Here is a 24,269-nt window from a genome sequence, read left to right as displayed (position 1 = left end):
CATGCTATGAGCGAGACTGAAAACACACCCCGTAAAATTCCGGTAACCGTGTTGACCGGCTATCTGGGAGCTGGAAAAACCACGCTTCTCAACCGGATTTTGACAGAAAATCATGGCAAGCATTATGCTGTCATTGTCAATGAATTCGGCGAGATCGGTATTGATAATGATCTGATTGTCGAATCCGACGAAGAAATTTACGAGATGAATAATGGTTGTATCTGCTGCACAGTGCGCGGTGATCTTGTTCGTGTTGTCGACGGTTTGATGCGCCGTCCCGGCCGGTTTGACGGTATCATTATCGAAACAACCGGTCTTGCCGATCCGGTTCCGGTTGCCCAGACATTTTTCATGGATGATGATGTGAGGGCAAAATCGCAGCTTGATGCTGTTGTGGCACTCGTCGACGCAAAACATTTGCCGTTGGAATTGAGAGACAGCCGCGAAGCAGAAGACCAGATTGCTTTTGCCGATGTGGTCCTTTTGAACAAAACCGATCTCGTTACCCCGCAGGAACTTGCCGATGTTGAAGCAACAATACGCGCAATCAATCCTGCTGCTGTTATCTTTCGCACACAACGCTCCAATGTCGATTTGAACGAAGTGCTTGATCGCGGTGCGTTCGATTTGAGCCGTGCGCTTGAAAATGATCCGCATTTCCTCGATCATGACGAGGAAGAGGAAGAGCATGTTTGCGGGCCGGAATGCGACCACGACCATGATCATCATCACCATCATCATGACCACGACCACGAACATCACCACCATGACGGAGATGAACATGTCCATGGGGCAGCCCTTCATGATGTAACGGTGAAATCGGTCTCGTTACGGGCAGGCGAACTTGATCCGGGCAAGTTTTTCCCGTGGATCCAGCAGATTACCCAGACACAGGGGCCGGATATTTTAAGACTTAAAGGCATTATCGCTTTCAAAGGCGATAAAGACCGTTATGTTGTGCAAGGTGTCCATATGATTTTGGAAGGCGACAGCCAGAGACCCTGGAAAGAAGGCGAAAAGCATGAAAGCCGTCTGGTCTTTATCGGCCGCAAACTTGATGCCGAAAAGCTCAAAGCCGGTTTCGAGAATTGTGCCTGATTTTTGAGAGGAATCTATGCCGACAATTGCACATTGTGACCTCGACAGCTATTGCCTGTTTGCGGGATTTTTAGATGACCAGCCGGTCTTTGTGACAGCAAATGGTGAAATCACCCTGCTTGGCGACAAACAAAAAGTGGTCGAGGCACATCAAGGGATTGCCTCTGTTGCGTTAAGCCGGGACAAGAAATCGGTGATTACCGGCGGTGAAGATGGCCGGATTTGCCGCACGTCAAGTGCTCTTCAATGTCGAGAACTTGCCCGCCATGAAAAAAAGTGGATCACCTCGGTTGCAGCCGGTCCTGACAATTCTTACGCCTTTGCCTTTTCACGCACGGCATGGGCTGATGACGGTAAAGGGCTTCAGGAGTTCGATCACGAGCGCAGTGTGGAAGATCTTGCTTTTGCACCAAAAGGTCTAAGATTTGCGGTGGCACGATATAATGGTGTGACATTGCATTGGCTTGGTGCCGACACAAAGCCCACCGACCTTACATGGAAAGGCGCACATTTTGCGGTTACATTTTCGCCCGATGGCCGTTATGTCATTTCTTCGATGCAAGAAAATGCGTTGCATGGATGGCGGTTGAGTGACGAACAGCATTTGCGCATGAGCGGCTATCCGGCAAAGGTTAAAAGCTGGTCATGGAGTGCCAAAGGCAAATGGCTTGCCACTTCCGGCGCTCCGGCGGCTATTGTCTGGCCGTTTCAGGCGAAAGACGGCCCGATGGGAAAAGCCCCCCTTGAACTCGGTACCCGTGCCGATGCCATGGTCACATGTGTGTGCTGCCATCCGGAAGAAGACATTGTTGCTGCCGGTTTTAATGACGGTATGATTTTGTTCATCCGCTTTGCCGATGCAAAGGAAGTGCTTTTGCGCCGTCCCGGAAAAGGCGCCATTTCAACCATGACCTGGGATGATAAAGGCTATCGGCTGGCATTCGGCTCCGAAAGCGGAGAAGCAGGCATTATCGATATTTCTGCCTGAAAGCCAAAAACGGAATTTTTGTGAATAAAAAAACCACCTGCCTCGCGCAGGTGGTTTTTATTTAAACGCTCGAACCGGTTATCCCAAAGTCGGGTAATCGGTATAGCCTTTTTCATTGCCGCCATAGAGTGTTGTCTGGTCAACCTCGTTCCATGGAGCATGCTCTTTGATGCGCCGGACAAGATCGGGATTGGCAATAAACGGACGGCCGAAAGATACAATATCGGCATAGCCGGAACCTACAGCTTTTTCAGCCATTTCGGCGGTATAGCCATTATTGACCATCCATGCTCCATTTCCACCGGCATCGCGATAGACGTGTTTCAAACGCTTATAGTCGAATGCATAATCGGCTTCGGTATAATTGCGGTCGCCTCCCGTTGCACCTTCAATGAGGTGGATGAAAGCAAGCTCATAGGCTGCCAAAGCATCGACATAAAAATCGAAAAGCGGCTGCGGATCCGGATCATGGGCATCATTGGCAGGGGTTACCGGAGAAATGCGGATACCGGTTCTGCCACCGCCGATTTCTTTTGCAACGGCTTCGGCAACAAGCAGCGGAAAACGGCAACGATTCTCAATCGAACCGCCAAATTCGTCGGTACGGTGATTGGAGCCGGAACGCAAGAACTGGTCGAGCAAATAGCCATTGGCCGAGTGAATTTCCACGCCGTCGAAACCGGCAATGTCTACAGCATTGCGTGCAGCTTTGCGATAATCGTCGATAATGCCGGGGATTTCGGATGCGTCCAATGCACGTGGTGTCGATGTTTGAACAAATTCGCCCTGACCATCCTTGTCTTTGATATAGGTTCGGGCTTTTGCCTGAAGGGCAGAAGGGGCAACAGGCGGTTTTCCTGAAGGTTGCAGTGAACTGTGGGAAATACGTCCCGTATGCCAAAGCTGGGCAACAATTTTGCCGCCCGCTTCATGAACGGCATCGGTTACTTTTTTCCAGCCGGCAAGCTGGGCTTTTTCGTAAAGTCCCGGAACGTCGATATTGCCTTGTCCCTGTTGTGAAATGGCCGTACCTTCAGAGACAATAAGACCGGCGGTCGAACGTTGGCGATAATAGACAACGTTCAAATCATTGGGTGTTGCATTGGGCGAACGAGCGCGAGTCAACGGCGCCATGGCAATGCGGTTTTTTAGAACAAGGTCTCCTGCCTTGATCGGGTCAAAAAGTGTTGTCATGAAAAGCCCCTTTCATATTGGCTGCAAATTTAAACATAAGGTGAATGAGCCAGATTAAAAAGGGCTTGATTAATTTTTATGAGGGGAACGATTATGGTTGCGTTCTGGTTCGCGATCCGTAATCTCTCCTTAAAATTGAACGAATCTGGTAAAGAGAATGACGACAATTGCGCAATCAATCTGCCAAACAATTGCTGGCGACATCAAGGCAAATCAATCACAGGTTGCTGCCGCTATCGGCCTCATTGACGAGGGGGCAACCATTCCCTTCATTGCCCGCTATCGCAAGGAAGTAACCGGCGGCCTTGATGACGGACAATTGCGCCTGTTGTCGGAACGGCTCATTTATCTTCGTGAAATGGAAGCACGCCGTGAAGCGATTATTCAAGCAATTCGCGAACAGAACAAGCTTAGTCCGGAACTGGAAGAATCTTTAAGAAAAGCAAGCTCGAAGGCCGAATTGGAAGACCTTTATCTCCCGTTCAAGCCGAAGCGGCGTACCCGTGCCGAAATTGCCAAAGAAAACGGCTTATTGCCGCTTGCCGAGGAAATTCTGAAAAACCGGAACGAAGAGCCGGAGCTTCTTGCCAAAGATTATATCAATGACAAAATTGCCGATGTCAAAGCTGCTCTTGACGGTGCTCGCGATATTATTTCGGAAACCATGGCGGAAAATGCCGAACTGGTCGGAAATTTACGTCACTATATGCAATCACATGCCTTTATCCATGCCAAGGTTGTTGCCGGTAAAGAGCAGGAAGGTGCGAAATTTTCCGATTATTTTGACCATAGAGAAAAATGGTCGACTGTGCCGAGCCATCGCGCATTGGCAATGTTTCGCGGGCGTAACGAAGAAATCCTGAATGTCGATATTGAAGTCGACGAGGATATTCCAAATGGCGAAAAACCGGTCATAAAGCTTATCAAACAGGCCTATCAAATCGGCGATCAGCTTCCCGGAGATATTTTTCTTGTGAGTGTCGCCTTATGGGCTTGGCGGGTAAAGCTATCTTTACATCTTTCGCTTGATCTCATGCGCGATTTGCATGAACGAGCCGATGAAGAAGCAATTGCTGTTTTTGCCCGTAATCTCAAAGCACTTTTATTGGCTGCACCGGCGGGTGAAAGAGCAACAATGGGGCTTGATCCGGGTATCCGCACCGGTGTCAAGGTTGCAGTGGTCGATAAAACCGGAAAACTCAAGGAAACCGCAACCATCTATCCATTCCCGCCCAAAAATGATGTTCGTGGTGCAGAGGCGGTGCTTGCCGCTCTCATTAAAAAACATCAGGTTGATCTTATCGCCATCGGCAACGGCACAGCAAGCCGCGAGACAGAAAAGCTTGTTGGCGATTTGTTGAAACATATACCAGCGCCGCGGCCGACAAAGGTCATTGTTTCGGAAGCCGGTGCTTCAGTCTATTCGGCGTCCGAACTTGCGGCAAACGAATTTCCCGATCTTGATGTGTCCCTGCGCGGGGCCGTGTCGATTGCACGGCGTTTGCAGGATCCGCTTGCCGAATTGGTTAAAATCGAACCGAAATCTATCGGCGTCGGGCAATATCAGCATGATGTCGACCAGTTCGAGCTGATGAGGGCTTTAGATGGTGTTGTCGAAGATGCGGTGAATGCCGTTGGCGTTGACCTTAACACCGCTTCGCCATCTCTGCTTGCCCGTGTTTCGGGGGTGGGGGCATCATTGGCCGATGCAATTGTTGCTTATCGTGATGAAAATGGCCCGTTCAAAAATCGTAACGGGCTGAAGTCTGTACCACGGCTCGGTGCAAAGACATTCGAGCAATGCGCAGGCTTTTTGCGTATCCGCAATGGCGACGAACCGCTTGATGCTTCGGCAGTGCATCCGGAAGCCTATAGTGTTGCACGCAAGATTGTTGCTGCATGTGGTCGTGACTTGCGTTCCTTGATGGGCGATAGTGCAGCTTTGAAAAAACTTGACCCGAAAACATTTATCGACGAGCGGTTCGGCCTGCCGACTGTTAAAGATATTTTGAGCGAATTGGAAAAACCCGGTCGTGACCCGCGGCCGGAATTCAAAACAGCAACATTTGCCGAAGGTGTCGACGAGATTTCGGACCTCAAAACGGGGATGAAGCTTGAAGGAACTGTGACCAATGTCGCCAATTTTGGGGCATTTGTCGATATAGGCGTGCATCAGGATGGACTTGTCCATATTTCGCAACTTGCCGACACTTATGTGAGTGATCCGCATAAAGTGGTAAAAGCCGGAGATATTGTTTCTGTGACAGTGCTTGATGTTGATCCAGCACGCAAACGCATCTCGCTAAGCATGAAAAAACATCCCGATAATCCGGATAGTCGCGCAAAAGCCGCTTCACCGGAAAATTCGTTACGTAATCACTTGCATAATATGAAAAATAAAAAGCCGGTTTCTCAAGAGGGCAGTTTCGGTTCGGCTCTTGCAGAAGCATTGCGCAAACGCCATTGAAAAACGCCGCTACGACTATTAAATTTCGAGGGGCAAACCGGAATTTTTTAACATGCGCGCTTTGCCGATGAGAAAATAACTGTGTCTTATTGGCTGAACGAAGAATGATTGTGTTTTAAAAGAAGAAATTTGCCTGTTTTGAAAAAGGCAAAAAGATTTATCGGACAAGACTTTTTATGATCGGGCAAGGCTTTTTATGATCGGACAAGGCCTGAATCATCATCGGAAAGGGCTGTGCCTTCCGGCTTTGTGCCGAAAGGCATTTGTCTTGTTTATCAGAGCTTGTGAAGGTCTCCATTAATCAAAACCTTTTCTGTTAAAGATTTGCAGGCGACAATCGGGATAAACACCAAAGAAGCCGGAAAGGCGGATAGGCACACGCTTAAGCGTGTCTCCGGCGCTGGTGTGCACCCGAAAGTTTTTAGGTCATGATAAAAACGGACATCGTTTCAGGAAAACCGAATTTCTATTGGTAAAATTGGCGTTTTGTTCTTTTGCCCGTTTTGTTGCATTCCGAAAGCAAGCCATTATGGGCAATCGTGAACAATTATGAGCACTATAAAAACAAAAAGCCGGTTTAACCGGCCTTTTATTTTAATCAATTTTTTTCCGTTTATTTCTTTTGGGGCTTAGCCGCTTTTTGGCTGTCTAGCTGTTTATAGGCTTCCGTCAATTGCGATTGCATAGGAGCACAGTTTTTGGTGCGTGCGATTTCCTGTAAAACGCCGTTACGATTGCGCAAGGCATCAATTTCCACTCTTTCCGGCGATTTCGGATCCATAAAAAACCACGCAGGAAAGAAGAAAATACCCGCTGCCCCCAATGCAACATTCTTTCCTTGTGCATTTGTGCGCTCATGGATGACTGCCTGAATCTGGCGTTCATTGGCTTGGAATTCTCGTGAAATACCTGCACAATCCATGACACTGTCGTTCGGATTGGTCAAAGCGACCGGATGGGCGTCGCGTCCGCCACAGCCGGAAAGCAGCATGGAAGCGGCAATTAAAGTGGCAATCGGCACGATAGACACAAAATTTGTCTTCGGTCTATTATTATCTTTCATCATTATTTTCCCCGTCTCAAGTGAAATAGCTAACGTTTCGAGTGGTCAAGCTTGCGCGCCAAACGGTCGCCAAAGGATTGCACAACCAGATTCATGATAATCAGAACACCGATAACGATGTTCATAATCTCCGGATTGTAGCGTTGGTAGCCATAGCGGATAGCCATGTCACCAAGACCGCCACCCCCCAGAAAACCGGCAAGCGACGTTGCACTAATAATTGAAATAACCATCACAGTAAAGCCGGTCACCAGACTTGAAAATGATTCCGGTACAATGACATTGGTAACAATTTGCATCCGTGAAGCGCCCATCGAGCGGATAGCTTCGACAAGCCCTTTATCAACTCCACGAAATGACAGTTCTGCCAAACGTGCATAAAGTGGTGTCGCCGATAATATCAGCACAAAAATAACAGATCTGATGCCAACACCGGTTCCAACAACAATGCGCGTCACGGGAAGAAGATAGAAAGCGAAAATGATAAACGGAATGGCGCGCACACAATTGACGAGGAAGCTCAGTAATCTGTTGAGATTTTCTTTGGGAAACAGGCTTCCCTTTGCGGTCATATAAAGGATAAGGCCGATCGGCAGCCCCAGAATGAGCGCCATAAGCGAAGAACTCACCGTCATGATGATGGTGTCTATAATTGCTTTCGGCAATTCTTTTGAAAGGACATCATACATAACCGAGAACCTCGCAATAGCGACCATGCTTGATAAGCCAGGAAACCGCCTTGTCAAGTTTGTCTTTGTCTTTTGCCGGAAGGCCTAAAAAGAAACGGCCAACCGGTTCACCCTGAATCGTATCAATGCCGCCGTGAAGAATACGCGGAATCAGTCCGCTTTCATATTCGATGAGGTGCAGGAATGGCTCTCTTGCCACGTCACCGGCAATATTGAGCTCGATAACGGCTTCATCTCCTTCGGGCTTCAACCTTTTGGCAAATTCGGCCGGTAATTGCGGTGTCACAATGCGCAGCATCGCAATGGTAGTATCATCTTGCGGAGAGGCAAAAATATCTCTTACCCGACCTTCTTCGACAATTTTTCCCTTGTTAAGCACAACAACCCTGTTGGCAATGGAGCTTACGACTTCCATTTCGTGGGTAATCAGAACAACGGTGAGGTTGAGCCTTTTATTAATATCGGCAATCAATTCAAGGATGGATTGGGTTGTTTCCGGATCGAGTGCAGACGTTGCCTCATCGGATAGGAGCACTTTCGGATTTGCCGCCAATGCTCTGGCAATGCCGACGCGCTGTTTTTGCCCGCCGGAAAGCTCTGCCGGAAAATGCAGCTCTTTGCCTTTGAGGCTCACAAGTTCGATAAGTTCCATTGCCCGTTCGCGGCGCTTTTCTTTCGGCACACCGGCAAGCTTTAGCGGCAACGCAATATTGTCGATCACACGTTTCGATGACAACAGGTTGAAATGCTGGAAAATCATACTGATGCGTTGACGATAGGGCGCCCATTCGCTTTCGCTCAAATGCGAAACGTCATGGCCTTCAAAGAAGATTTGTCCTTCATCAATACGTTCAAGACCATTGAGACAGCGAATAAGCGTCGATTTACCGGCTCCGCTGCGCCCGATAATTCCAAGAATTTCGCCTTTTTCAATATCGAGTGACAAATGGTCAACGGCCGCCGTTCGGGAAAAACGGCGGCTGATATTTTTAAGTGATATGATTGGTTCGGATGTTGAACCCATTTTTGAATTTACCATAATGGCTGGGCAGTTACGCCAAACACTTCCTTGATTTTTGCGCGAACGGGTTCCGAATTATAGGCAGCAACGAGTTTTTTCACCCATGGCTCGTCTTTATCGGCGGTGCGTACGACAATAATATTGTTATAGGGATTGTTTTCGGACTTTTCCCATGCAATCGCATCTTTTTCAGGTTTGAGGCCAGTGGTCAAAGCCCAGTTGGTATTGACAATCGCAATGTCGAAATCATCGATGGCGCGACCGAGCATACCGGCATCAAGCTCGCGAATTTCGAGTTTTTTCGGGTTTTCGACAATATCGAGTTTGGTGGCAAGAACATTGTTCGGGTCTTTGAGCTTGATAAGCCCCATATCGTTCAAAAGCCGCAAGGCGCGGCCGCCATTTGACGGGTCGTTGGGAACGCCGACGACAGCACCATCACGAAGCTCTTTCAAGTCTTTGATTTTGTGGGAGTAGACACCCATCGGGAAAAGCACTGTATAGCCTACGACCGAAAGCTTGTAGCCACGCTGTTCGATTTGTGCGTCGAGATAGGGTTTATGCTGGAATGAATTTGCGTCAATATCACCGGAGTTGACGGCTTCATTCGGTAAGGCGTAATCGGAGAAAAAAACAAGATCAATGTTGAGACCCTGTTTTTTGGCTTCCTGAGCTGCAACCTTCCAGACTTCCGATTCTTCGCCTTCCATTGTTCCAAGCTTGATACTGGTTTTATCTTCGGCATGAGCCAGAACCGGCGCTAAAGTTGAAACACTTGCAAAAGTGGCAAAAGAAAAAGCAAGTCCTAGAACTGTACGTCTGTTGATCTTATCGAGAAACATTGTTGAAACCCTTCGTGTTAATTTTCAGAATGTTTCATCTCAAAACATAGGCTGAAAAATTCCGGTTTGTTGATCGGCCTGATAAAGTCCCAATCCGGATTTAAAAAAGAACCGGGAACTCATGACCAGTATGCCATTCTGTTTTAACGGAAGTGGTATAAAAACCAAGCAACATTTTCAATAGCTATCAGTTCAGTTGCAGGATGATTTTTTTATAAACAATCAAATTGATGAAAATATTTTTCGCAAATTAATTAGGCCGCTTGCCATTATGAAAAAGCTGGGGAAGTAGCCAGCAAAGAATCGAGAATAAAATCAACATGACAAGTGCTACGCCCATACGGATGAAGTCAAAATTCGTTGCATCTTCAGGAATAAAAAGTGCGGTGATATAACCGGCACAATCTAATATCGCCTGTGCAACAGCACGTAACATTTTTTGCCTCCACATATTACCGGTTGATTGACCGGTATTTCTGCATGGTTTTCTTTATTTTGTTTTATATACAATCGTGATTGTTGCAAAGGTAAAAAAAATATCTTTTGGCAAAAAATGCCAATTAGCCGCAGTTTTGCTTTTTAAAATGGTTTTAAATTGTTTGTTACCGGTGGCATTTGCTCATGAAAAACGTGGATTGACTTCAAATTCCTTCAAAGTGGCGACATTTCTTATGAGTCGTCAATTCCAATTCGGGCGTTATCGGGTAAAGCCGATCATTCGAGCTTGCAAGCTGTTGTGCAATTCATTTGAAATCGGATATTTTATGTTTTTGTTCTCTATTGCCCGACAGATTGATCCGGAACTCAGCTTTTTTAAAAAAATCTTTTTATAAAATTTTTCTCGCATTTTTCCGACCGGCAATTCTCGTCAATAACAGTATGACCGTTATTTTAAAAAATCTTTTTTGAAAGGTCAGGCCGGTAAAAGCAGGGCTTTATACTTTATAATTAAAAGAAATCCCGCCTTTGAAAGATGACCGGTGACAATGAAAGGTGACCGGTGACAATCTGCACGAGAAAGTCAACAAGCTTTGGGCGAAAATTACAAAGCCCTCGCCACGCTTTCAATTCAAAAAATATCCCCTGTAAAAGTTCTCTACAGGGGATGGTTTTTTTAAACGGCTTTGAAGCGCAAAGCCGGAATAATTTGTGACGACAAGCTTTTATGCTTGGGCTTTCTTGGGTGTAATCAGATTGCGCGCAATCAGAAGTTCGGCAATCTGCACCGCATTAAGAGCAGCACCTTTGCGCAAATTATCGGCAACAACCCAGAAAGACAGGCCGTTTTCAACGGTAATATCTTCGCGGATACGGCTAACAAATGTGTCGTCTTCTCCGGCTGATTCATAAGGTGTCATATAGCCGCCATCCTCATGCTTGTCGACAACCTGACAGCCGGGGGCGTTGCGCAGGATTTCACGTGCTTCATCGGCACTGATGGGCTTTTCAAACTCGACATTGACGGCTTCGCCATGGCCGATGAAAACCGGAACACGAACGGCAGTAGCAGTAAGCTTGATTTTCGGGTCGAGCATTTTTTTGGTTTCGGCAACCATTTTCCATTCTTCTTTGGTGTAGCCGTCTTCCATGAATACGTCGATATGGGGAATAACGTTGAAAGCAATACGTTTCGTGAATTTGCGCACTGTAATAGGATCAGCCACAAAAACCGCGCGCGATTGCTCGAAAAGCTCGTCCATTCCGGCCTTTCCGGCACCCGAAACCGATTGATAGGTTGAAACCACAACGCGCTTGATGGTTGCGGCATCGTGCAACGGTTTTAAAGCAACCAGAAGCTGGGCTGTCGAACAGTTCGGATTGGCAATGATATTGTGTGTTTTGAAGCCGTCAATAGCATCCGGATTGACTTCCGGAACAATGAGCGGAACATCAATATCATAACGCCAGGCCGAAGAATTATCGATAACGACAGCACCGGCCGCGCCGATTTTCGGTGCCCATTCTTTGGAAACATTGCCACCGGCAGACATCAGGCAAATATCGGTGTCGGAAAAATCGTAATTATCGAGAACTTTTACTTTCAGTGTTTTGTCACCGAAGGAAACTTCTGTTCCCAATGACCGATGCGAGGCAAGCGGTACAACTTCATCAGCCGGAAAACCGCGCTCTTCAAGAATGTTGAGCATTTCCCGTCCAACATTTCCCGTGGCACCAACAACAGCAACCTTAAAACCCATTTAATCAGAACTCCTGTCTCTCTCCGTGTTTTGTGAAGAAGCCCGGCGGCCGTCAGGCTTACCCCCCGGGCCGGACCCGGGAGAGAGCAGGTTGGCCAAGGGACGTCAGATAATTTTCTTTGTCGTTTTTTTGTGGCCAATAATTGTCAAGGCTGCGCAGCAGTCATCGAAGCCGCGATTGCAGCTTGAAAACCGATAGCTATGGAAGCGAGTAAAGTCCATTTAAAAACTCCTTGACCACATCGCTTTTAACTTATTTTGCACTTCTGTCAAGAAACACAACAACAATCGCCTGTTTTTCATGTTGAATTTCTTGTCACTTATGGAGGTTTTATGAAAATTCAACTTACAAAGAAAAAATAAAAGATATTTTGAAAAACGGGAGCATTTTAACCGAATGATTGCGGAATGAAATTTTAGAAAACGGATTGTGTCAGTTTGCCATTTTTTAAGCACAAGAAAACGGGTGCAAAATTTAAAAAAAGGCGGTGTTTTTCCACCGCCTTATTGCTTTTACATTCTGTAGCCGCCTGCTTTGGCCGAATAAAATGAGCTCATTTAACCTATATTCAGCGGCATTATTTGAATTTGACCGGCAGGGAAGACAGTTCGGTTTCTCCCGCAAGATCGCCTTCAATAAACCCGATTGAAAGCGGGTTTCAAGCAACCATCGTTTTGAATTTTTGCAAAATGGCGTCTCCCATCTCACCGGTTGAAACTTTTTTCATGCCTTCCGAATAAATGTCGGCTGTACGCACACCATCATCAAGAACGGCAGAAATCGCTTTTTCCAGCCGGTCGGCTTCTGCCCCCATGAGGAAAGAATAGCGCAGGCACATAGCAAGTGACGCTATCATTGCGATAGGGTTGGCAATGCCTTTTCCGGCAATGTCGGGAGCGGAACCATGAACCGGTTCGTAAAGCGCATGACGTTTGCCGGTTTTCTTGTCTTCTTCGCCAAGAGAAGCAGAAGGCAACATACCGAGCGAGCCCGTAAGCATGGCCGCAATATCGGAGAAAATATCACCGAAAAGATTGTCGGTTACAATAACATCGAACTGCTTGGGCGCACGCACCAATTGCATGCCACCGGAATCAGCCAGCATATGTTCAAGCGTTACATCCTTATAGTCCTTGTCGTGAACCTCGGTAACGACTTCGTTCCAGAGAATGCCGGTTTTCATGACATTGTGTTTTTCAAGAGAAGTCACTTTGTTTTTGCGGGTGCGTGCAAGGTCGAAAGCAACTCTTGCAATGCGGTCGATCTCGTAAGTGTCGTAAATCTGGGTATCAATTGCGCGTTTTTGCCCATGGCCGAGGTCGATGATTTCTTTCGGTTCGCCAAAATAGACGCCGCCTGTCAATTCGCGTACAATCAATATATCAAGCCCGTCGACAAGCTCGCGTTTAAGCGATGAAGCCGAAGCAAGCGAAGGGTAGCAAATGGCCGGTCGCAAATTGGCAAACAGACCGAGATCCTTACGAAGCCGCAACAACCCCGCTTCAGGTCTCACCTCATAAGGGACTTTTGCCCATTTCGGGCCGCCAACAGCACCAAAAAGCACCGCATCGGCCGCCAAAGCCCGTTTCATATCTTCTTCAGAAATTGCCGTACCATGAGCATCATAGGCGGCACCCCCGACAAGCCCTTCCTCGCACTCGAAATCAAGTCCGAGTTCTTTATCCATATAAGCAATAATTTTTTTCACTTCGGCCATCGACTCAACGCCGATTCCGTCGCCGGGAAGAAGAAATAGTTTTCTGGAAGCCATAACGATTGCGCCCTCTCAAATAGTCGAAACGGTTGGACACGAAAGATCCAAACCTTTGCACATAATAATATAAAGGATCACCCGCCCTGATTGGAATAATGTGATCGCATTTGATGTTATAGCATGCTCTTTTGAAAGCGAAACAAGGTTTTGGAAAAATTATATTTCGTTTTCTTCCAATGGGCGCGCCTCCGAGGCGAGCATAATCGGTATACCGTCACGAATGGGAAAAGCCAGTCGTGCTTTTTTGGAAACGAGTTCCTGCCGTTCTTTGTCATAGTGAAGCTCACCCCCTGTTACAGGGCATATGAGGAGTTCAAGCATTTTCGGGTCGGTCGAATATTTGACCATCAGATCATATCCAAGCGTTTGAACCGCGGACAGCGTTCAATTGAGCGGTTTATCATCACCACTATGTTCCATGAGCGAGCGTTCTGTCAAAGCAACGAGGGTTGCAGCACGGGCAACAATATCGGGTGCTTCAAGAAGTGCCTGCTTTTCGGCAGCACCGAAAGGCGCCATGATAGAAAGCGCATTGACGAGTGATTCTGTCGGTGCCTGCATGATCGAATCCCAATCGGCTTCCATTTCATGAGCGTCGAGAAATTTTTCAAAAGTATCAAGAAGCTCTTCGCGATTGATTTTATCGCCTGCATCCTGTTGTTCGACAAGGTCACTTTCATCAATCGTAATTTTGGCAATCCGGTAAGGTTTGTCACTTGCAATTTCTTTTTCGAGTTTGAAACGACATACCCCCTGCAAGCCGATCATCAACCGGCCATCTCCGGTTTCGGCAAAACTTGTGATGCGCCCGATGCAGCCGGTTTTATAAAGCTCCGGCTTTTCGGTATTATTTGATTCCGGCTCTGGCTGGATAATGCCGATCAACCGGTTTCCTTTCATCGCATCTTCAACAAGTTCCAGATAACGCGGCTCGAAAACATTAAGCGGCAAATAACCGTTCGGCAAAAGCAGAACCCCTTCGAGCGGAAACAGACCGATTTCATCGGGCAGGTCTTTCACCTGAATATAGTGGGCATTTCCAGCTTTCATTGTTTTTTATCGTCCAGAGCCATAACAGGTTACAAAATCTTGAAGAGACGTATTTCTATCGTCCCGATGATGGTGAAATCTTGAGGGGAGCATAAAAGCACATCATCAAGAAAACAATAATGATGACAGTTTTCTACGCGCGGTCAATGTTGACGGATCCATCGCACCCCAGGCTTCAAAAAACTGCAATAATTGTTTTCTTGCACCGTCATCATTCCACGTCCTGTCTGCTTTCATGATGCCGAGCAGCAAATCGGCCGCTTCATCCCGCTTGTTTTCAGCATTATAAACAAGAGCAAGGTCATAGGCTGCCTGATAATCTTTCGGATTTTCGGCAATGCGTTTTTTCAATGCTGTCGGGTCGCCCAATTTGGCGGTTTCTTCTTTAAGAGCAATTTTCGCTTCGACAGCACGAATGGCAGGGTCTGACTTTTTGGCATCCGGCACTGCTTTGAGAATGCCTTTTGCCTGATCGAGTTCACCATGTTCGACAAGCATATCGGCAAAAGCGGCAATAACGGTGACATTATCAGGTGCCTGTTTCAGAATTTGCGCATAAAAAGTAGCAGCGCCTGTCACATCGCCGCTTTTGCGCAATTCATTGGCTGTCTCCAAAGCTTCGTCAATTGCTGCTTCTTTTTCGTTACCGGTGAGTTTTGCAACAAATTTCTTGACTTCGCTTTCCGGTACTGCCCCCATAAAACCGTCAACAGGGTGACCATCAACAAAAGCAATGACGGCAGGTACGGAACGGATTCCCATCTGGCCGGGAATGGCCGGATGTTTATCAATGTCGAGTTTGACGAGTTTGACAGCGCCTTTTGCTTCCCTGACAACTTTTTCGAGAACAGGCCCCAATTGCTTGCACGGGTTGCACCATGTTGCCCAAAAATCGACGATAACAGGTTGTTTTTTTGATTCGACAAGGACATCCTTTGAAAAATCGGCCGTTGTTGTATCCTTGATGACAGAATTATCTGCCGCGCCTGTTTGATTGGCCAGATTTACATTTGCATTCATTTGCCCGCCTTGTGGCGCAAAAGGATTGTCACTCATTATCAAGTCCTGCTTCTTACGAAATATCTATTCGTTTCTATTCTCAAAATCGTGCCTTTGCTTGTTAATTTCAACCCTCTTCCTCTGAAACCTGAATAATAAGCGGTTCATGATTTGTGGCGCGAACAAATTTTACGAGATCTTCTCGCGCAATAGAGGTTGTAGCCTCGTTGGTCATCGGGTGGCAATTGATAATAGGGTGATTGTAAAGCGCCTTATCAAGAATGAATGTTACATGATTGTCTTTGTCATTTATCAGACCGAAAACGCTGACAGCACCCGGATAAAGGCCGAGATATTCGGAAAGTTTTTCAGGGCTGCCAAAGGAAAGGCGCCCCGATGCACCGATTTTATCATGAAGATGTTTAAGGTCGACAACCGAATGGGCTCCGAGTGTCACCAGAAAATAATGCCCCTTCTTGTCTTTCAGAAACAGATTCTTGGTATGGGCGCCGGCGATAGTTTTTTTAATGTCTTCCCCTTCTTTGACTGTAAAGATTGCCGGATGGGTTGTTGTTTTGACATGAATGCCAAGTGTTTTTAGAAAATCCAATAATTCCTGTTTTCCTGCTGGCATTTTTAGTCCTTACGTTGTTTCTTTCGGTACTTTGTTCTTTTCGGCACTTTGCTTTATGGCGGCATTCTGTTTTATGTCGTCATATTATCTTATGGCATTTAATTTTTATGTCGGCGTTTTATTTGGTGCTTGGGTTGAAATAGTTTTCCTTCCTTTAAGGAGATTGTCTGATGAGTGCAACATTATGGGTGGCTTTTGGCGGCGCACTGGGCACGGTTTTACGTTACTGGTTATCGCTCCTCATGGTTCCGGTCAGTAAAAATCTGCCATGGGGAACAATTCTTATCAATATTGTCGGTTCTTTTGTGATCGCTTTTTTTGGCGTTATCACAATGTCTCAGGCAAAATGGCCGATGGGCGAGACCATCCGGCTTTTTGTCATGGTGGGGATTTGCGGCGGCTTTACAACTTTTTCTTCCTTCAGCTTGCAAAGCTTCGAGCTTTTGAAAAAAGGCGCAGTCGGTGAAGCCTTTCTCAATATTATTATTTCTGTCGCCTTTTGTCTTTTCGCGACAGCTATGGGATTTTATCTCGGCAGCAAGATCAACCATTAGAAAATTTCAAAAAACAAAACGGCTTCATCGTGATTATCACAATTAATTGTCAGGAACATACGGGGAATTGTCAGGAACATATGGGCTAAATATCCCGACATAGTCGGGGGAAACGATTTTTTAAGGATGACTTCACTTTGAAGATCGGCTAGAACCGGTCTTATGTCAGGGAGGGGTAAATTTGACCTTTCCCATCTTTTTGCGGGAGAGTGTAAAAATACAGTCAACCGTGTTTTGACCGCCGAAGGGGAAAACAGCCCGTAATCTCTCAGGCACAAGGAACCGTAAAAAGATCAAGACAGCTCTGGAAAGTCGGGTTTGTCCCGCGCCGAAGGTGTAAGTGGAGGGGGAGAGCTTTCCACAAGTCTCTCAGGCTCAAGACAGAGGGGTGTGAAATAGATGCATTGTGTGTCTATTGGCGCAACCTCGGAGCAATTTATGGGCAACTCTCAAGAAGACCTGAAAACTTTACCGCTTTTTCATATGCATGAAAAAGCCGGAGCCAAATTCGGTAATTTTGCCGGATGGAACATGCCGCTCACTTACCCGCTCGGTGTTATGAAGGAGCATTTGCATACGCGTGCCCATGCGGGTCTGTTCGATATTTCTCATATGAAACTGATACTGGTTGAAGGCAATGGTGCAGCCGACTTTTTGTCAAAAGCCCTGCCGCTTGACGCTGAAGCACTGCAAATCGGCCAGTCACGTTATAACTATCTTTTGAATGAAGAGGCGGGCATCCTTGACGATCTCATTGTCACCCGCCTTGGCGAAAAACGTTTTATGGTTGTTGCCAATGCCGGTAACGCGAAAGCCGACATTGCCGAACTTCAAAAACGCGCGCACGGCTTTGACTGCAAAATCGAACCGCTTGAACGCGTGTTTTTGGCGTTACAGGGGCCAGAAGCTGCCGATGTCATTAAAAAAGCAGGCTTACCCGGTAACGAACTTCAGTTCATGCATGGTTTTGAACCGAAGAAAAACTGGTTTATGACACGTTCGGGCTATACCGGTGAAGATGGATTTGAAATCGGCCTGCCGGTTGATGAAGCTCAAGCACTTGCCGAAAAACTGTTGAGCGACCCGCGCGTGACATGGATAGGCCTTGCCGCACGCGACAGTCTGCGACTGGAAGCGGGTTTGTGCCTCCATGGCAACGACATCACTGCAAAAACCAATCCGGTTGAAGCGGCAATTACCTGGGCTGTCACCAAACCGGTGCGTGAAAAGGGCGAGTTTTTCGGTGCCAAGGCTTTTCTTGAAGCATTGAAAAATGGCGCAACACGCCGCCGCGTCGGTTTGATGCCGGAAACACGCCAGCCGGTGCGAGCCGGTGCAGAAATTTTTGACGAGACAGGCAAGCTTGTCGGTCACGTTACATCAGGTGGTTTTGGTCCATCATTCAACGGGCCGGTTGCAATGGGTTATGTTGCAATAGACCTTGCAAAAGCCGGAACCAAGCTTGAGACAGAAGTTCGCGGTAAGAAAATACCGCTTGTTGTCCACTCACTTCCCTTTGTCGAACATCGTTATTTTAAAGGATAAAACACATGGTTAAACTGTATTTCACCGAAGATCATGAATGGATCAGTCTTGATGGTGATCTTGCAACGGTCGGCATCACAAACCATGCCCAGGAGCAGCTTGGCGACCTTGTTTTTGTTGAATTGCCGGAAGTCGGCAGCACTGTCAAAAAGGGCGATTCTGTTGCCGTTGTCGAATCGGTCAAGGCTGCATCCGATGTTTTTTCACCGGTTGATGGTACGATCAGCGAAGTCAATGACGCTTTGAGCGATGATCCGGCACTCGTTAACCAGAAGGCGGAAAAAGAGGGCTGGTTGTGGAAGATGAAAATTTCCGACGCAAGCCAGCTTGACAGCCTGATGGATGAAGCCGGCTATATCGCAATGATTGGATAATAAAATGCAGGAACTTCCATTTTCATCACGCCATATCGGACCGCGGCCCGAAGAGGCAAAGGCAATGCTGCATAAATTGGGGCTTGGTTCTCTTGAGGAATTGGTCGAGCAGGCAGTGCCGAACGCAATCCGTCTTCATCGCCCGCTTCAATTGCCAAAAGCTGTAAGTGAAGGGGCAGCTCTTCACGAGCTTCACAACATGATGGAACAGAATCGTCTCCATAAAAGCTTTATCGGACAGGGCTATTATGGCACTTTTGTTCCTTCTGTCATTTTACGCAATCTTTTTGAAAATCCGGCTTGGTACACTGCCTATACTCCCTATCAGGCAGAAATCAGTCAGGGGCGGCTTGAAATGTTGTTCAATTTCCAGACTCTTGTCTGCGAATTGACGGGTTTGCCGATTGCGGCGGCCTCGCTTCTTGATGAAGCGACATCACTTGCCGAAGCAAACGCCGTTGCGGTGCGCTTTTCGCGCAATAAAAAAACGGCCATTTCTGTCTTTGGCGAACTTCACCCGCAAACTTTGGCGGTGGCTCAAACAAGGGCAGAAACGCAAGGTTACGAGATCGGGTTAGAGAGCGAGATCACCGACAAGACGGCAGCAATCGTTTTGCCATGGCCCGACACAAAGGGACGTTTTGTCGATCATAGCGATGTTATCAAGAAAGCCAAAGCCAAAGGTGCATTGGTTATTGTTGTGGCTGATCCTCTGGCTTTGACAATCATGGAAGCGCCTGCCCTTTGGGGAGCCGATATGGTTGTCGGCTCGATGCAGCGTTTCGGCGTGCCAATGGGATTCGGCGGTCCACATGCCGGTTATCTGGCGGTATCCGAAGCTCTGACACGTATGATTCCCGGACGCATTGTCGGGCAGTCGATTGATACCAAAGGGCGGGTTGCCTACCGTCTTGCATTGCAGACACGTGAACAGCATATCCGCCGCGACAAAGCAACGTCGAATATTTGTACTGCTCAGGCACTCCTTGCCAATATGGCAACAGCTTTTGCTGTCTGGCATGGTCCGGAAGGTTTGCAGGCGATTGCCAACCGCGTTCATGATCTTGCAAGCCGGTTCGGCGACAGTGTCAAAGATGCGGGCTTTGCTCTTGCCGGCGACCATTATTTCGATTGTGTAACCGTCAATGTTGCCGGTAAAGCGGATGAACTGCAACAAAAAGCGGAAAGTGATGGCCGCCTCATACGCGTTATCGACAAGGATACCGTTTCCATCAATTTTGATGAACTTTCGGATGAAGAAGACGCAAAAGCACTTGCCAAGCTTTTCGGTGCAACGCTCAGTGATAAAGCCCCGTCGAAACTCTTGGGCAAAAAACGCGATGGTTCCTTTTTAAGCCAGCCGTTTTTCCATGCTGTGCAATCGGAAACCGAAATGATGCGCTTTTTGCGCCGCCTTGCCGATAAAGATCTGGCACTTGACCGCGCCATGATTCCGCTCGGTTCCTGCACCATGAAATTGAATGCGGCTGCCGAGATGATGCCTTTAAGCTGGCCGAAGGTTGCAAATCTTCACCCCTTTGCCCCGAAGACCGATAGTCGCGGCTATCAGCAGCTTATTTCCGAACTTGAAAAATGGCTGTGTGAAATTACCGGCTTCAGCGCCATTTCATTTCAACCCAATTCCGGCGCACAAGGTGAATATACCGGTCTTCTTGCTATTCGCCGCTATCACGACAAAAATGGCGAACATAATCGCAATATCTGTCTCATTCCGGCTTCTGCCCATGGCACAAATCCGGCTTCGGCACATATGGCCGGAATGGAAGTGGTTGTGGTCGATTGTCTAGGGGACGGAGATGTTGATGTCGAAGACTTGCGCAAAAAAGCAGTCGAACACAAAGACAATCTTGCTGCTTTGATGATTACCTATCCGTCAACCCACGGGGTCTATGAAGAAAGTATCAAAGAGATTTGCAAGATTATTCACGAAAATGGCGGGCAAGTCTATTTTGACGGTGCAAATCTCAATGCGCTGGTTGCTCTCGCCCGTCCGGCTGATGTCGGCGCGGATGTCTGCCACATGAATTTGCATAAAACTTTTGCTATTCCCCATGGCGGCGGTGGTCCGGGTGTCGGGCCGATCGGCGTTTCAAAGCATCTCGAACCTTTCGTTCCCGGTCACGCACTGTTTTCGACAAGCCATGCTGTTTCGGCAGCACCTTTTGGCAGTGCTTCAATTCTCACAATCACATGGATGTATATCCGTATGATGGGCGCCGAAGGGCTGAAACTTGCTACCGAAAATGCAATTTTGAATGCAAACTACATTGCAGAGCAACTTTCTGCGGCCTATCCGATTCTTTATAAAGGAAAAAGAGGGCGTGTTGCGCATGAATGTATTGTCGATACGCGTGTCCTCAAGGATAATTACGGCATCACTGTCGACGATGTGGCCAAACGTCTGATCGATTATGGCTTCCATGCTCCGACGATGTCGTTTCCGGTTCCCGGAACATTGATGATCGAACCCACAGAATCCGAACCGAAATCGGAAATTGACAGGCTGTGCAACGCCCTTCTTGCCATTTCCGAAGAAGCCAAAAAAGTGGGTGAGGGTGTCTGGCCGAAGGATGATAATCCGCTCGTCAATGCCCCGCATGTTCTGGCCGATACCATTGATGACAATTGGTCACATGCCTATTCGCGCAAAATTGCGGCACTTCCTGACCCTGCTCAGGATCCGGCAGATAAATATTGGCCGCCGGTTTCACGCATTGATAATGTGGCCGGTGACAGGCATCTTATTTGTTCCTGTCCACCGCTTTCCAATTATCGTTAAAAAAAACCGGCTTCGGCCGGTTTTTTATTTGGTTTTTGTTCTGTTTTTTATTCGGATTTTTATTCTTTTTGGTTTTGGGGCGCCATCTTCGGCGGTGCCGCAATGATGTAGAACTATTGGTGAAATGGACAAAACGGAAAGAGGAAAACGGTCAGCTTTTCGCCTTGGCTGTGTCTGTTTATTTTCCATAAAATTTCCGGACATTCCGGAACCGACGAAGAGTAAACTTTGAAAAGATTACGGGCAGGTCGAGCACTGAAATAACGGACGGTTCGAGCACTAAAAAAGTGTAAGCATGCGGAACAAAAATCAAACGGACGGTCAGGAACTAAAAAACCGGACAACCGGCCGGAATAGAAAACCGGAAGAACGAAAAGCACCTAAAGACGAAACGAATAATCCGCAAAATGCAATTCATGAGCGAGAAAAGGCAAACCGGATAGAGTGCGCATGAAAAGCTGCAACAGTTTCTTGTTTTAAAAGAAGGCTGTTGCAGCGCATAAGTTTTTCAATTGTCATTTAATTGGTCGAAAAATTATTGATACCGGCTGATGTCCAGTCCTGTCGGGTCAATTTCGGGCTTGTTGCCGCTGATAATATCGGCAATCAAATGGCCACTTCCGGTCGACATTGTCCACCCCAAAGTACCATGTCCGGAATTGATAAACAGGTTTTCATATTTTGTTTTGCCGATAATGGGCACACTGTCAGGCGTTACCGGCCGTAAACCTGACCATAGTTCCGGCTTGAAGTCTTTATCATAGGAGCCGGAAAACATCATTTCCAAAGCTTCTTGCAGGGTTTTCAGGCGTGGTTCGGTGAGCTTGATTTCATAGCCTGAAACTTCTGCCATGCCGCCGACGCGGATACGATTACCCAGTCTTGTAACAGCAACTTTGTAAATATCGTCAATAACGGTTGAAACCGGTGCTTTCGCCTCGTCGGTGATCGGTACTGTAATGGAATAGCCTTTTACCGGATAGATTGGCGCATGAAGTCCGAGATCGCGAATAAGAAACGGCGTAAAAGACCCCATTGCAACAAGATAGGCATCGGCATGCATTACACCGCGTGACGTTTCCACGCCGGTAATTTTACCGCCCTCAACGAGAAGTTTATTGATTATTGTATTATAGGAAAATTCAACCCCTTTATCGACCGCGAGTTTTGCAAGTTTGGTTGTAAACATCTGGCAATCGCCGGTTTCATCTTCAGGGGTTTGCAATCCACCAACGATTTTATCTTTTAACGGTGCCAATCCGGGTTCTGCGGCAACGCAACCGTCACTATCGAGCATCTTAAAGGCAATGCCATCTGCTTTGAGAACCTCGACATCCTTGTTGGCCGCTTCAAGCTGGTGGGGATCGCGGAAAAGCTGGATCGTGCCCTGCATGCGTTCGTCGTAATGGATAGATGTTTCTTCGCGCAAGGCCTGAAGGCATTTGGCGGCATAGTCGGATACGCGCACCATCAGGGATTTGTTTTTCTTGTAACGGTTTTCATTGCAATTGATAAACATTGCAAAGAGCCACTTCATCTGGTCGAGGCTGAAAGTGGGGTGAATAATAAGTGGCGGATTGGCTTGCCGCATCATTTTCAATGCTTTGAGCGTCAGCCCCGGCTGTGCCCAGGGGGTTGTATATCCGAAAGAAACCTGACCGGCATTGGCATAGCTTGTTTCCAGCGCAGGCCCTTCTTCACGATCAATGACCGTGACTTCGTGGCCTGCTTTATTGAGGTACCAAGCTGAAGTTACACCAACGACACCACTTCCCAGAACAAGCACTTTCATTTTTTGTTTCCCTCGCGGTTTTTCACATAGATGCGCTCGTAACGATGACCGAGCGACGTTAGAATTTCATAAGGTATCGTGCCGGCATCGCGAGCAACATCGTCAAGCGATTGGTGCTTGCCGATGAGTTCGACAAGATCACCGGCTTTTGGTGCATTTTCACCAAGATGCGTTGTATCAAGTGTGATGGAATCCATCGAAACGCGGCCAACAATCGGCACGCGCACCCCTTTGAAATAAACCGAACCTTTATTGCCGAGTGCCCTTAACCAACCATCGGCATAGCCCACCGATATTGTTGTGATTGTGCTTGGCCGTTCGGTTATAAATGTTCCACCATAGCCGATTGCCGAACCAGCGGGAACATGGCGTGTCTGGATAACATGGGCGTCAAGGCTGACAACCGGTTTGATAACTGTCGGGCTTTTGCCGAGCGGGTCAACACCGTAAAGGGCAATTCCGGGGCGCACCATGTTGAAATGATAACCGGTGTTCAAGAAAATCCCGCCGGAAGCAGCAAGCGCAACTTTTGAAGTTGGCAGTTTGGCAAGTGCCTTCTTCATTGCTTCAAGCTGGGCAGGATTGGCAGGGCTATTTTCCTCGTCGCTTTTGGCCAAATGGCTGATAACCAGTTTTATATCCGCGTCGTTAAAAATCGACGGGTCGGCGACAAGGCGGTAAAGCTCGCTATTATCAAGCCCCAAGCGGCACATGCCGGTGTCAATCTGGATGATTGCGGGTAAACGCTTTGCTTCGCTCGCGCATAATTTTTGCCAGTCAAGAATAGCTTCCCAGGAATTCAGAACCGGAATGATTTCGGCTTCCGCCGTTATTTTTTCCGTTCCCGGTAAAATGCCATTCAAAACAGCAATGGAAGCATCTGTCGGCAACTCATCTTTAAGCCGGAATGCCTCGACAAGTTCTGCTACAAAGAAAAACCGGCATCCTGCTTCATAAAGCAAGGGTGCGACTTTTTGAGCACCAAGGCCATAAGCGTCGGCTTTGACAACAGCAGCACTTTGTGCCGGAGCAACCATTTTTTTTATCGTGTTGTAATTTTCGACAATGGCATCAAGATTGATTGTGAGAATTGCCCCATAGGCTGATGTCGGAATTTTATTGTTGTTTTGAATTTCACCCATTTCATTATTTCCCAGATAAATCCGGTTGCCAATCCGGATGCCTG

21 protein-coding genes and 1 riboswitch are annotated in these 24,269 nt (G+C 47.4%); of the genes, 7 read left to right on the top strand and 14 right to left on the bottom strand.

Annotated elements, in window-relative coordinates; translation table 11 throughout:
* Positions 1-6 precede the first annotated feature (6 nt).
* Both BBC0122_RS10925 and BBC0122_RS10920 read left to right on the top strand, forming a co-directional pair.
* Positions 7-1,098 (top strand): CobW family GTP-binding protein, encoded by a 1,092-nt coding sequence (locus BBC0122_RS10925; RefSeq protein WP_077994678.1) that lies wholly within the window; start codon positions 7-9, stop codon positions 1,096-1,098.
* A gap of 16 nt (positions 1,099-1,114) precedes the next feature.
* Positions 1,115-2,086, top strand: coding sequence for a WD40 repeat domain-containing protein (locus tag BBC0122_RS10920; RefSeq protein ID WP_077993772.1), 972 nt, complete (start codon positions 1,115-1,117; stop codon positions 2,084-2,086).
* Positions 2,087-2,164: 78 nt separating this feature from the next.
* On the opposite strand, the gene BBC0122_RS10915 is transcribed toward BBC0122_RS10920, so the two are convergent.
* Positions 2,165-3,280, bottom strand: coding sequence for an alkene reductase (locus tag BBC0122_RS10915; RefSeq protein ID WP_077993770.1), 1,116 nt, complete (start codon positions 3,278-3,280; stop codon positions 2,165-2,167).
* Between the two features lie 157 nt (positions 3,281-3,437).
* Between BBC0122_RS10915 and BBC0122_RS10910 the strand changes: the two genes are divergently transcribed.
* A complete protein-coding gene (locus BBC0122_RS10910) occupies positions 3,438-5,747 on the top strand; it encodes a Tex family protein (protein WP_077993769.1) in 2,310 nt (769 codons plus the stop codon).
* A gap of 613 nt (positions 5,748-6,360) precedes the next feature.
* Here the strand turns inward: BBC0122_RS10910 and BBC0122_RS10905 are convergent.
* The 11 genes from BBC0122_RS10905 to BBC0122_RS10850 form a co-directional block, all read right to left on the bottom strand.
* Positions 6,361-6,813 (bottom strand): hypothetical protein, encoded by a 453-nt coding sequence (locus tag BBC0122_RS10905; RefSeq protein WP_077993767.1) that lies wholly within the window; start codon positions 6,811-6,813, stop codon positions 6,361-6,363.
* A 26-nt stretch (positions 6,814-6,839) separates the two neighbouring features.
* Positions 6,840-7,499, bottom strand: coding sequence for a methionine ABC transporter permease (locus tag BBC0122_RS10900; RefSeq protein WP_077993766.1), 660 nt, complete (start codon positions 7,497-7,499; stop codon positions 6,840-6,842).
* Positions 7,492-8,538, bottom strand: coding sequence for a methionine ABC transporter ATP-binding protein (locus tag BBC0122_RS10895; RefSeq protein ID WP_369805751.1), 1,047 nt, complete (start codon positions 8,536-8,538; stop codon positions 7,492-7,494). Before BBC0122_RS10895 ends, BBC0122_RS10900 begins: the two co-directional genes overlap by 8 nt.
* Positions 8,532-9,362, bottom strand: coding sequence for a MetQ/NlpA family ABC transporter substrate-binding protein (locus BBC0122_RS10890; protein WP_077993764.1), 831 nt, complete (start codon positions 9,360-9,362; stop codon positions 8,532-8,534). The genes BBC0122_RS10895 and BBC0122_RS10890 overlap by 7 nt, the downstream gene beginning before the upstream one ends.
* A gap of 250 nt (positions 9,363-9,612) precedes the next feature.
* Positions 9,613-9,798 (bottom strand): hypothetical protein, encoded by a 186-nt coding sequence (locus tag BBC0122_RS10885; protein WP_077993762.1) that lies wholly within the window; start codon positions 9,796-9,798, stop codon positions 9,613-9,615.
* A gap of 727 nt (positions 9,799-10,525) precedes the next feature.
* Complete coding sequence (locus BBC0122_RS10875; RefSeq protein WP_077972742.1) at positions 10,526-11,560, bottom strand: aspartate-semialdehyde dehydrogenase; 1,035 nt, start codon at positions 11,558-11,560, stop codon at positions 10,526-10,528.
* A gap of 659 nt (positions 11,561-12,219) precedes the next feature.
* On the bottom strand, positions 12,220-13,332 hold the full coding sequence (gene leuB / locus BBC0122_RS10870; RefSeq protein WP_077993758.1) for a 3-isopropylmalate dehydrogenase: 1,113 nt from the start codon (positions 13,330-13,332) through the stop codon (positions 12,220-12,222).
* 159 nt (positions 13,333-13,491) lie between these two features.
* Entirely contained in the window at positions 13,492-13,683 is a 192-nt protein-coding gene (locus BBC0122_RS10865) for a Trm112 family protein (protein WP_077993756.1), read from the bottom strand.
* Between the two features lie 36 nt (positions 13,684-13,719).
* Positions 13,720-14,385: an LON peptidase substrate-binding domain-containing protein gene (locus BBC0122_RS10860; RefSeq protein WP_077993754.1), complete on the bottom strand. Its 666-nt coding sequence runs from the start codon at positions 14,383-14,385 to the stop codon at positions 13,720-13,722.
* 105 nt (positions 14,386-14,490) lie between these two features.
* Positions 14,491-15,441: a thioredoxin gene (gene trxA, locus BBC0122_RS10855; protein WP_077993753.1), complete on the bottom strand. Its 951-nt coding sequence runs from the start codon at positions 15,439-15,441 to the stop codon at positions 14,491-14,493.
* Between the two features lie 70 nt (positions 15,442-15,511).
* Positions 15,512-16,018: a prolyl-tRNA synthetase associated domain-containing protein gene (locus tag BBC0122_RS10850; protein ID WP_077993751.1), complete on the bottom strand. Its 507-nt coding sequence runs from the start codon at positions 16,016-16,018 to the stop codon at positions 15,512-15,514.
* 170 nt (positions 16,019-16,188) lie between these two features.
* Between BBC0122_RS10850 and crcB the strand changes: the two genes are divergently transcribed.
* From crcB to gcvP, 4 genes are all read left to right on the top strand, one after another.
* Positions 16,189-16,572 carry a fluoride efflux transporter CrcB gene (gene crcB / locus BBC0122_RS10845; RefSeq protein WP_077993749.1) on the top strand — a complete coding sequence of 128 codons (384 nt, stop codon included), beginning with the start codon at positions 16,189-16,191 and terminating at the stop codon, positions 16,570-16,572.
* Positions 16,573-16,764: 192 nt separating this feature from the next.
* Positions 16,765-16,867: riboswitch (glycine riboswitch) on the top strand.
* Between the two features lie 143 nt (positions 16,868-17,010).
* Positions 17,011-18,117, top strand: coding sequence for a glycine cleavage system aminomethyltransferase GcvT (gcvT, locus tag BBC0122_RS10840; protein WP_077993747.1), 1,107 nt, complete (start codon positions 17,011-17,013; stop codon positions 18,115-18,117).
* Positions 18,118-18,122: 5 nt separating this feature from the next.
* Positions 18,123-18,491 (top strand): glycine cleavage system protein GcvH, encoded by a 369-nt coding sequence (gene gcvH, locus BBC0122_RS10835; RefSeq protein WP_077993745.1) that lies wholly within the window; start codon positions 18,123-18,125, stop codon positions 18,489-18,491.
* Positions 18,492-18,495: 4 nt separating this feature from the next.
* Positions 18,496-21,291 carry an aminomethyl-transferring glycine dehydrogenase gene (gcvP, locus tag BBC0122_RS10830; RefSeq protein ID WP_077993743.1) on the top strand — a complete coding sequence of 932 codons (2,796 nt, stop codon included), beginning with the start codon at positions 18,496-18,498 and terminating at the stop codon, positions 21,289-21,291.
* 535 nt (positions 21,292-21,826) lie between these two features.
* On the opposite strand, the gene BBC0122_RS10820 is transcribed toward gcvP, so the two are convergent.
* Positions 21,827-23,083, bottom strand: coding sequence for a D-amino acid dehydrogenase (locus tag BBC0122_RS10820; RefSeq protein WP_077993741.1), 1,257 nt, complete (start codon positions 23,081-23,083; stop codon positions 21,827-21,829).
* Positions 23,080-24,225, bottom strand: coding sequence for an alanine racemase (gene alr / locus BBC0122_RS10815; RefSeq protein WP_077994676.1), 1,146 nt, complete (start codon positions 24,223-24,225; stop codon positions 23,080-23,082). Before alr ends, BBC0122_RS10820 begins: the two co-directional genes overlap by 4 nt.
* Between the last annotated feature and the right edge of the window lie 44 nt (positions 24,226-24,269).

It is taken from the genome of Ditibartonella choladocola (genome assembly GCF_002007565.1).
Taxonomy (GTDB): domain Bacteria; phylum Pseudomonadota; class Alphaproteobacteria; order Rhizobiales; family Rhizobiaceae; genus Bartonella; species Bartonella choladocola.
The sequence above is the reverse complement of the archived record's forward strand: the minus strand, read 5'-3'. Positions and strand labels throughout refer to the sequence as shown.

What these genes read in the sequence shown, in the direction of transcription:
- BBC0122_RS10915 (WP_077993770.1), bottom strand. Translation starts at nt 3,280, where the DNA reads ATGACAACACTTTTTGACCCGATCAAGGCAGGAGACCTTGTTCTAAAA.
- BBC0122_RS10820 (WP_077993741.1), bottom strand. Translation starts at nt 23,083, where the DNA reads ATGAAAGTGCTTGTTCTGGGAAGTGGTGTCGTTGGTGTAACTTCAGCT.
- gcvT (WP_077993747.1), top strand. Translation starts at nt 17,011, where the DNA reads ATGGGCAACTCTCAAGAAGACCTGAAAACTTTACCGCTTTTTCATATG.
- BBC0122_RS10860 (WP_077993754.1), bottom strand. Translation starts at nt 14,385, where the DNA reads ATGAAAGCTGGAAATGCCCACTATATTCAGGTGAAAGACCTGCCCGAT.
- BBC0122_RS10890 (WP_077993764.1), bottom strand. Translation starts at nt 9,362, where the DNA reads ATGTTTCTCGATAAGATCAACAGACGTACAGTTCTAGGACTTGCTTTT.
- BBC0122_RS10875 (WP_077972742.1), bottom strand. Translation starts at nt 11,560, where the DNA reads ATGGGTTTTAAGGTTGCTGTTGTTGGTGCCACGGGAAATGTTGGACGG.
- BBC0122_RS10850 (WP_077993751.1), bottom strand. Translation starts at nt 16,018, where the DNA reads ATGCCAGCAGGAAAACAGGAATTATTGGATTTTCTAAAAACACTTGGC.
- gcvP (WP_077993743.1), top strand. Translation starts at nt 18,496, where the DNA reads ATGCAGGAACTTCCATTTTCATCACGCCATATCGGACCGCGGCCCGAA.
- crcB (WP_077993749.1), top strand. Translation starts at nt 16,189, where the DNA reads ATGAGTGCAACATTATGGGTGGCTTTTGGCGGCGCACTGGGCACGGTT.
- BBC0122_RS10905 (WP_077993767.1), bottom strand. Translation starts at nt 6,813, where the DNA reads ATGATGAAAGATAATAATAGACCGAAGACAAATTTTGTGTCTATCGTG.
- leuB (WP_077993758.1), bottom strand. Translation starts at nt 13,332, where the DNA reads ATGGCTTCCAGAAAACTATTTCTTCTTCCCGGCGACGGAATCGGCGTT.
- BBC0122_RS10925 (WP_077994678.1), top strand. Translation starts at nt 7, where the DNA reads ATGAGCGAGACTGAAAACACACCCCGTAAAATTCCGGTAACCGTGTTG.
- BBC0122_RS10900 (WP_077993766.1), bottom strand. Translation starts at nt 7,499, where the DNA reads ATGTATGATGTCCTTTCAAAAGAATTGCCGAAAGCAATTATAGACACC.
- BBC0122_RS10865 (WP_077993756.1), bottom strand. Translation starts at nt 13,683, where the DNA reads ATGGTCAAATATTCGACCGACCCGAAAATGCTTGAACTCCTCATATGC.
- gcvH (WP_077993745.1), top strand. Translation starts at nt 18,123, where the DNA reads ATGGTTAAACTGTATTTCACCGAAGATCATGAATGGATCAGTCTTGAT.
- alr (WP_077994676.1), bottom strand. Translation starts at nt 24,225, where the DNA reads ATGGGTGAAATTCAAAACAACAATAAAATTCCGACATCAGCCTATGGG.
- BBC0122_RS10910 (WP_077993769.1), top strand. Translation starts at nt 3,438, where the DNA reads ATGACGACAATTGCGCAATCAATCTGCCAAACAATTGCTGGCGACATC.
- BBC0122_RS10885 (WP_077993762.1), bottom strand. Translation starts at nt 9,798, where the DNA reads ATGTTACGTGCTGTTGCACAGGCGATATTAGATTGTGCCGGTTATATC.
- trxA (WP_077993753.1), bottom strand. Translation starts at nt 15,441, where the DNA reads ATGAGTGACAATCCTTTTGCGCCACAAGGCGGGCAAATGAATGCAAAT.
- BBC0122_RS10920 (WP_077993772.1), top strand. Translation starts at nt 1,115, where the DNA reads ATGCCGACAATTGCACATTGTGACCTCGACAGCTATTGCCTGTTTGCG.
- BBC0122_RS10895 (WP_369805751.1), bottom strand. Translation starts at nt 8,538, where the DNA reads ATGGTAAATTCAAAAATGGGTTCAACATCCGAACCAATCATATCACTT.